Annotated in this window: 4 protein-coding genes; 2 read left to right on the top strand and 2 right to left on the bottom strand. The window is 71.3% G+C overall.

What is annotated here, in order from left to right:
• The first annotated feature begins 109 nt into the window (after window positions 1-109).
• Together CCN56_RS22385 and CCN56_RS22380 are read left to right on the top strand one after the other, a co-directional pair.
• A complete protein-coding gene (locus CCN56_RS22385; RefSeq protein WP_086829398.1) occupies window positions 110-1,687 on the top strand; it encodes a recombinase family protein in 1,578 nt (525 codons plus the stop codon).
• Window positions 1,684-3,495, top strand: coding sequence for an NHL domain-containing thioredoxin family protein (locus CCN56_RS22380; protein ID WP_086829396.1), 1,812 nt, complete (start codon window positions 1,684-1,686; stop codon window positions 3,493-3,495). Before CCN56_RS22385 ends, CCN56_RS22380 begins: the two co-directional genes overlap by 4 nt.
• Before the next feature lie 375 nt (window positions 3,496-3,870).
• On the opposite strand, the gene CCN56_RS22375 is transcribed toward CCN56_RS22380, so the two are convergent.
• Window positions 3,871-5,178: a M18 family aminopeptidase gene (locus CCN56_RS22375; protein ID WP_086829394.1), complete on the bottom strand. Its 1,308-nt coding sequence runs from the start codon at window positions 5,176-5,178 to the stop codon at window positions 3,871-3,873.
• A gap of 96 nt (window positions 5,179-5,274) precedes the next feature.
• Complete coding sequence (locus tag CCN56_RS22370) at window positions 5,275-5,505, bottom strand: hypothetical protein (RefSeq protein WP_086829393.1); 231 nt, start codon at window positions 5,503-5,505, stop codon at window positions 5,275-5,277.
• Window positions 5,506-5,701 lie beyond the last annotated feature (196 nt).

Raw genomic sequence — 5,701 nt, 5'->3', positions numbered from 1 at the left:
CCACTTTCCACCCGTACGGCACCGTCCCTATACGCGGAGAAACCTTGTTCTGTCCCCTGTTTCAGGAAGAACTACGACAGAAGGTCGATCCCGTCACCACGCTGGGCGCATGTACCAAGAGAAGATCTGCGACCTGTACCTCCGTGTGTCCCTCGACCGGGACGGCAAGACCGCGATCGAACGCCAGGAGGCCGACTGCCGCGCCTGGGCCGAGCGCAACGGGCTGACCGTCCGCAAGGTACACATCGACCGAGGCCGTTCCGGATACAAGAACGTCAGTCGCAAGGGGTTCGACGCTGCGATCACGGCAGTCACGGCAGGTGTCGTGGGCGTCCTGATCGTCTGGAAACTCGACCGCCTGTCTCGTAAGGGCATCGGCGAGGTCGGCAAGGCATTGGACGACATGGAGCGGGCTGGCGGACGGCTGGTCTCCGTCATGGATGGCCTCGACACGAGCAACGCCAGTGCCCGGGGCGTCGTTGCGATCCTGGCGGAGCTCGCGCGCACCGAGTCGCGCGATCTCGGGATGCGTGTCGGCAGCGCGAAGCGGTACCTGCGTCGGCGAGGGCAATGGATTGGTGGCCAGCCGCCTTACGGGCTGCTGGTGGACCGAGAGACGAGGAAGCTCGTCCACGATCCCGCCACCTGTGTCTACGCTCGCTTGATTGCCGATGAGGCGCTGTCGGGGAAGGCCCTCGTACACATCGCCCGACTGCTCAACGAGCACGGGGTGGAGTCGGTCCGAGGAGGCGAGTGGAACTCGTCCAGCGTGATGCAGCTCCTGCGCTCACCGGCTTTCGCGGGCCTCATGCCGCAGACCGAGTACGAGGACCAGCCGGACGGGACGCGTAAGTACAGGAACCGGGTCTTTCCTTACCAGGACCCGGAGACGCTCGAAACCGTGAGCGTCGGGGAGGGCATCATCACGCTCGAAGAGCGCGAATGCATCCTTCGCCTGCTCGAAGCGCGCACCTTCCCGCCGGCGGGGAAGCGGCACGGTCACGAGCAAGGCAAGTCCCTGCTCACCGGCATGGCGCGTTGTGGGCTCTGTGGGGCCCGGATGAGCAAGGCCGGCACGTCATACCAGTGCTCCAACCACCGGATGGGAAGAGGATGCACCGGCGTCTCGGCACGGGTGGAGAGCATCGACGACTACGTGACTCGGGCGTTCTTGTCGCGCCTTTCATCCTTGGAGCCTCAGGACCCGCTGTTCGCCGTGATCGCCGATCGCTGGATGCGGCGAGAGGACCCGGAGATGTTCGCGAAGCGGGAGGCAGTCGAAGCGGAGATCGCGGACGAGGAGGCCCGCTTGGCAGACCTGGAGGAGGCCCGGTACGTCCGTGGAGAGTTCGACGGCATGGACGCCATCGACCGGTACAACCGGCTCGCCGGACGACTGCGCAGCCGAATCGAGGGGCTGCGCGCGAATCTGCTGCGAATGCCGGATCCTTCCGCGGACATCTCCCCGCTCCTGGCCACCGGACCTCTGCGTGAGGTCTGGGAAGCCGACGGAGCGGTCAGCAGGCGCGAGCGTCTCGGTCTTGCCATTGACCGCGTGGAAGTACGGCGAGGGAGGGTGGGTGCCAGGTTCGACGGTGACGAGCGCTGCCGGATCGTCTGGGCTACGAGAGGCAGCGGAGCGGGCGTGGTTCGGCGTTCATGGGCAGATGGCAAGCTTGAAGCATGAACGATGCCGCCCCGGTGCCCACCCCCGCACCCGCGCCCCGCCGCGCCCGTGTCCGTGCTCCTGAGCTGATCGGCAAGGGAGGCTGGATCAACACCGGTGGGAAGGATCTGAAGCTTGCCGACTTCCGAGGTCGCGTATTGATCTTGGATTTTTGGACATTTTGTTGTGTCAACTGCCTGCACGTCCTCGACGAGCTCCGCGACCTGGAGGAGAAGCACCGCGACACGCTCGTGATCGTCGGGGTGCACTCGCCGAAGTTCGTGCACGAGGCCGAGCACCAGGCCGTCGTCGACGCCGTCGAGCGGTACGAGGTGCACCACCCCGTGCTCGACGACCCGGAGCTCGCGACCTGGAAGCAGTACGCCGTGCGCGCGTGGCCGACGCTCGTCGTGATCGACCCCGAGGGGTACGTCGTCGCCCAGCACGCCGGCGAGGGGCACGCCAACGCCATCCGGACGCTCGTCGAGGAGCTGGAGGCCGAGCACGAGGCCAAGGGGACGCTGCGGCGCGGCGACGGGCCGTACGTGGCGCCCGAGCCGGTCGCGACCGACCTCCGTTTCCCCGGGAAGGCCGTCGTCCTCGGCAACGGGAACTTCCTCGTCTCCGACACCACCCGGCACCAGCTCGTCGAGCTCGCCGAGGACGGCGAGACCGTCGTGCGGCGGATCGGCGAGGGGGTCTTCCGGGAGCCGCAGGGGCTCGCGCTGCTCCCCGGTGGGAAGGTCGTCGTCGCCGACACCGTGAACCACGCCCTGCGCACGTACGACCCGGAGACCGGCGCGATCGAGCTCGTCGCCGGCACCGGGAAGCAGTGGTGGCAGGGGTCCCCGACCTCCGGGCCCGCCCTCGACGTCGACCTGTCCTCGCCGTGGGACGTCGCCTGGTGGCAGGGCAAGGTGTGGATCGCCATGGCCGGTGTGCACCAGCTGTGGACGTACGACCCGGAGACGAAGACCGTCGAGGTCGCCGCCGGGACGACCAACGAGGGGCTCGTCGACGGGCCTGCCGCCGAGGCCTGGTTCGCGCAGCCCTCCGGGCTCGCCGCCACCGAGGACCGGCTGTGGATCGCCGACTCCGAGACCAGCGCCGTGCGGTACATCGACACCGAAGGCGTCGTGCACACCGCCGTCGGCACCGGGCTCTTCGACTTCGGCCACCGCGACGGCGCCGCCGAGCAGGCACTCCTCCAGCACCCGCTGGGCGTGACCGCCCTGCCCGACGGCTCGGTCGCCGTCTCCGACACGTACAACCACGCCCTGCGCCGCTTCGATCCGGCGACGGGCGAGGTGACCACCCTCGCCACCGATCTGCGCGAGCCCAGCGACGCCGTGCTCGTCGGCGGCGACATCGTCGTCGTCGAGTCCGCCCGGCACCGGCTGACCCGGCTGCGGCTGCCGGAGGAGGCCGTCCAGGTCGAGTCCGCCGCCTACCGGACGCAGCGCGAGGCCACCGAGGTCGCGCCCGGCCGGCTCCGGCTCGACGTCGTCTTCCAGGCGCCGACCGGGCAGAAGCTGGACGAGCGGTACGGGCCCTCCACCCGGCTCCTGGTGTCCTCGACGCCGCCCGAGCTGCTGCTCGGCGGCGAGGGGACCGGGACCGATCTCTTCCGGGAGCTCGACCTGAACCCGGAGGTCACCGAGGGCGTGCTGCACGTGTCCGCGATGGCCGCGTCCTGCGACGACGACCCGGCCAACGAGTACCCGGCCTGCCACGTCCACCAGCAGGACTGGGGCGTCCCGGTGAGGATCACGGCAGAGGGCGTGTCCCGTCTTCCGCTGATCCTCGCCGGCATGGACGAGCAGGCCTGACGCACGATCCCCTGGTGCCTGGACGGGCGCCCCGCGGCCCCGTCCAGGCGCCCCTCCACCCAGGCCGCCGGATCGTGCACGGCCCGGTCGCCGCCCCTCCCCCGCCGCTCCGTGTCGGCGCACTCCCCGGCGCGCAGGGCGCGCCACTTGGCGATCCGTACGGCCTGGAGGTAGCCGCCCTCGTACGCGATGTCCGTGCCCCACGGGGGCTGTTCGTCACAGCGCGCGATCACGGCTCCCCCCGCCGCCGTGGCGAGCACCACGGCGGCGGCGAGGACGGCGAAGAACTTGCCCCGGGGCGGGCCCTCATGACGATGCATGGGGACGCGCTGGCAGCCCGGGGGTTTCGCGGATGTTTCGCCCGGTCCCGGGGCCTCAGCCCTCCAGGAACGCCACCAGCGCGTTCGCGAGGAGGTACGGGTCGTCCGCGCCGCACAGTTCGCGGGCGCTGTGCATGGAGAGGATCGCGACGCCGATGTCGACGGTCGAGATGCCGTGCCGGGCGGCGGTGATGGGGCCGATCGTGGTGCCGCAGGGCATGTCGTTGCTGGAGACGAAGGACTGCCAGGGCACCCCCGCCTTCTCGCAGGCGGCGGCGAAGACCGCGCGGCCGCTGCCGTCGGTGGCGTACCGCTGGTTGACGTTCACCTTGAGGATCGGGCCGCCGTTGACGCGCGGGTGGTGCGTCGGGTCGTGGCGCTCCGCGTAGTTGGGGTGGACGGCGTGGCCGGTGTCGGAGGAGAGGCAGACGGTGCCGGCGAAGGCGCGGGCCCGGTCCTCGTAGGAGCCGCCGCGGGCGTAGACGGAGCGCTCCAGGACGTTGCCGAGGAGGGGGCCCTGGGCGCCGGTGTCGGCCTCGGAGCCGTTCTCCTCGTGGTCGAAGGCGGCGAGGACCGGGATGTACGGGAGGTCGTCGCGGCCCGCGAGGGAGGCGAGCGCGGCGGTGGCGGCGTGCACGGACAGCAGGTTGTCCATGCGCGGTCCGGCGAGGAGTTCGCGGTCGCGGCCCAGGTAGGCGGGGGCCTCGACGGCGTGGACCATGAGGTCCCAGCCGGTGACGTCCTCGGCGTCGACGCCGGCCTCGGCGGCGACGAACTCGATCAGGTCGCCCTCGTGGACCTGGCCGATGCCCCAGATGGGCTGCATGTGGCGCTGGCGGTCGAGCTTGAGGCCGTCGTTGACCTGGCGGTCGAGGTGGATGGCGAGCTGCGGGACGCGCAGCAGCGGCCGGTCGACGTTGACGAGGTGGTGGCTGCCGTCGCGGAGGGTGAGGCGGCCGGCGAGGCCGAGGTCGCGGTCGAGCCAGGTGTTGAGGAGGGTTCCGCCGTAGATCTCGACGGCGACCTGGCGCCAGCCCTGGGCGCCCATGTCGGGCTGCGGCTTCACGCGCAGGTTGGGGGAGTCGGTGTGGGCTCCGACGATCCGGTACGGGGTGTGGGCGGCGGCGCCCTCCGGCACGTACCAGGCGATGATCGCGCCGCCGCGGATCACGTACTTCCCGCCGGCCGTCCCGTCCCAGGCGGCGGTCTCCTCGACCCTGCGGAAGCCGACCTTCTCGAGACGCTCGGCGGCGCTCGCCACCGCGTGGTACGGCGAGGGGGAGGCCGTCAGAAAGGCCATCAGGTCGTCGGTGTGTCCGCGGTCGAAGGGGCCGGCGGTGGGACGGGAAGCTGCGCTGCTCATGGGTTCACCATACGCACGGACCGGAATGCGAAGACGAGACCCCGAAAAGTGGGACGGGGGACGGGAATCCCGGGAACGTCCGGTGCGCTCCGCGGGTCAGCGGGGCAGGGCCTCCACCGGCTGGATGCGGGCGGCCCGCCGGGCCGGGTGGATCCCGGCGGCCACCCCGGTGACCAGGCCGATCAGCGGGGCGGCGACGACCGTGCCGGTGTGCAGGAAGGGCGTCCGGTCGCGCAGCCGGGCGACCGGGACCACGGTGGCCGGGACCACGGTGGCCGAGCCGGTGCCCGTGCCGACCGGGCCGCCGAGCGCGCGGGCGGCGCGCACCCGGACGCTGCCCTCGGGCTCCGCGCACCCGGACGCTGCCCTCGGGCTCCGCGCACCCGGACGCTGCCCTCGGGCTCCGCGCCGCCGCTCGCTCTCGTCATCGCCTTCGCACGGAGGAAGGCTCGCGGGCCCACCGCTCGCGTCACACACCTGCCGGAACTTTTCCCGCCCCCGTCTCCCCACCTCCGGGAACCGG

Origin of the sequence: Streptomyces sp. NRRL B-24572, from assembly GCF_002156145.1 — a bacterium.
Classification (GTDB): domain Bacteria; phylum Actinomycetota; class Actinomycetes; order Streptomycetales; family Streptomycetaceae; genus Streptomyces; species Streptomyces vietnamensis.
Note: the sequence above shows the minus strand (reverse complement) of the source record. Positions and strands in the feature narration are given on the sequence as shown.

What these genes read in the sequence shown, in the direction of transcription:
- CCN56_RS22385 (WP_086829398.1), top strand. Translation starts at nt 110, where the DNA reads ATGTACCAAGAGAAGATCTGCGACCTGTACCTCCGTGTGTCCCTCGAC.
- CCN56_RS22380 (WP_086829396.1), top strand. Translation starts at nt 1,684, where the DNA reads ATGAACGATGCCGCCCCGGTGCCCACCCCCGCACCCGCGCCCCGCCGC.
- CCN56_RS22375 (WP_086829394.1), bottom strand. Translation starts at nt 5,178, where the DNA reads ATGAGCAGCGCAGCTTCCCGTCCCACCGCCGGCCCCTTCGACCGCGGA.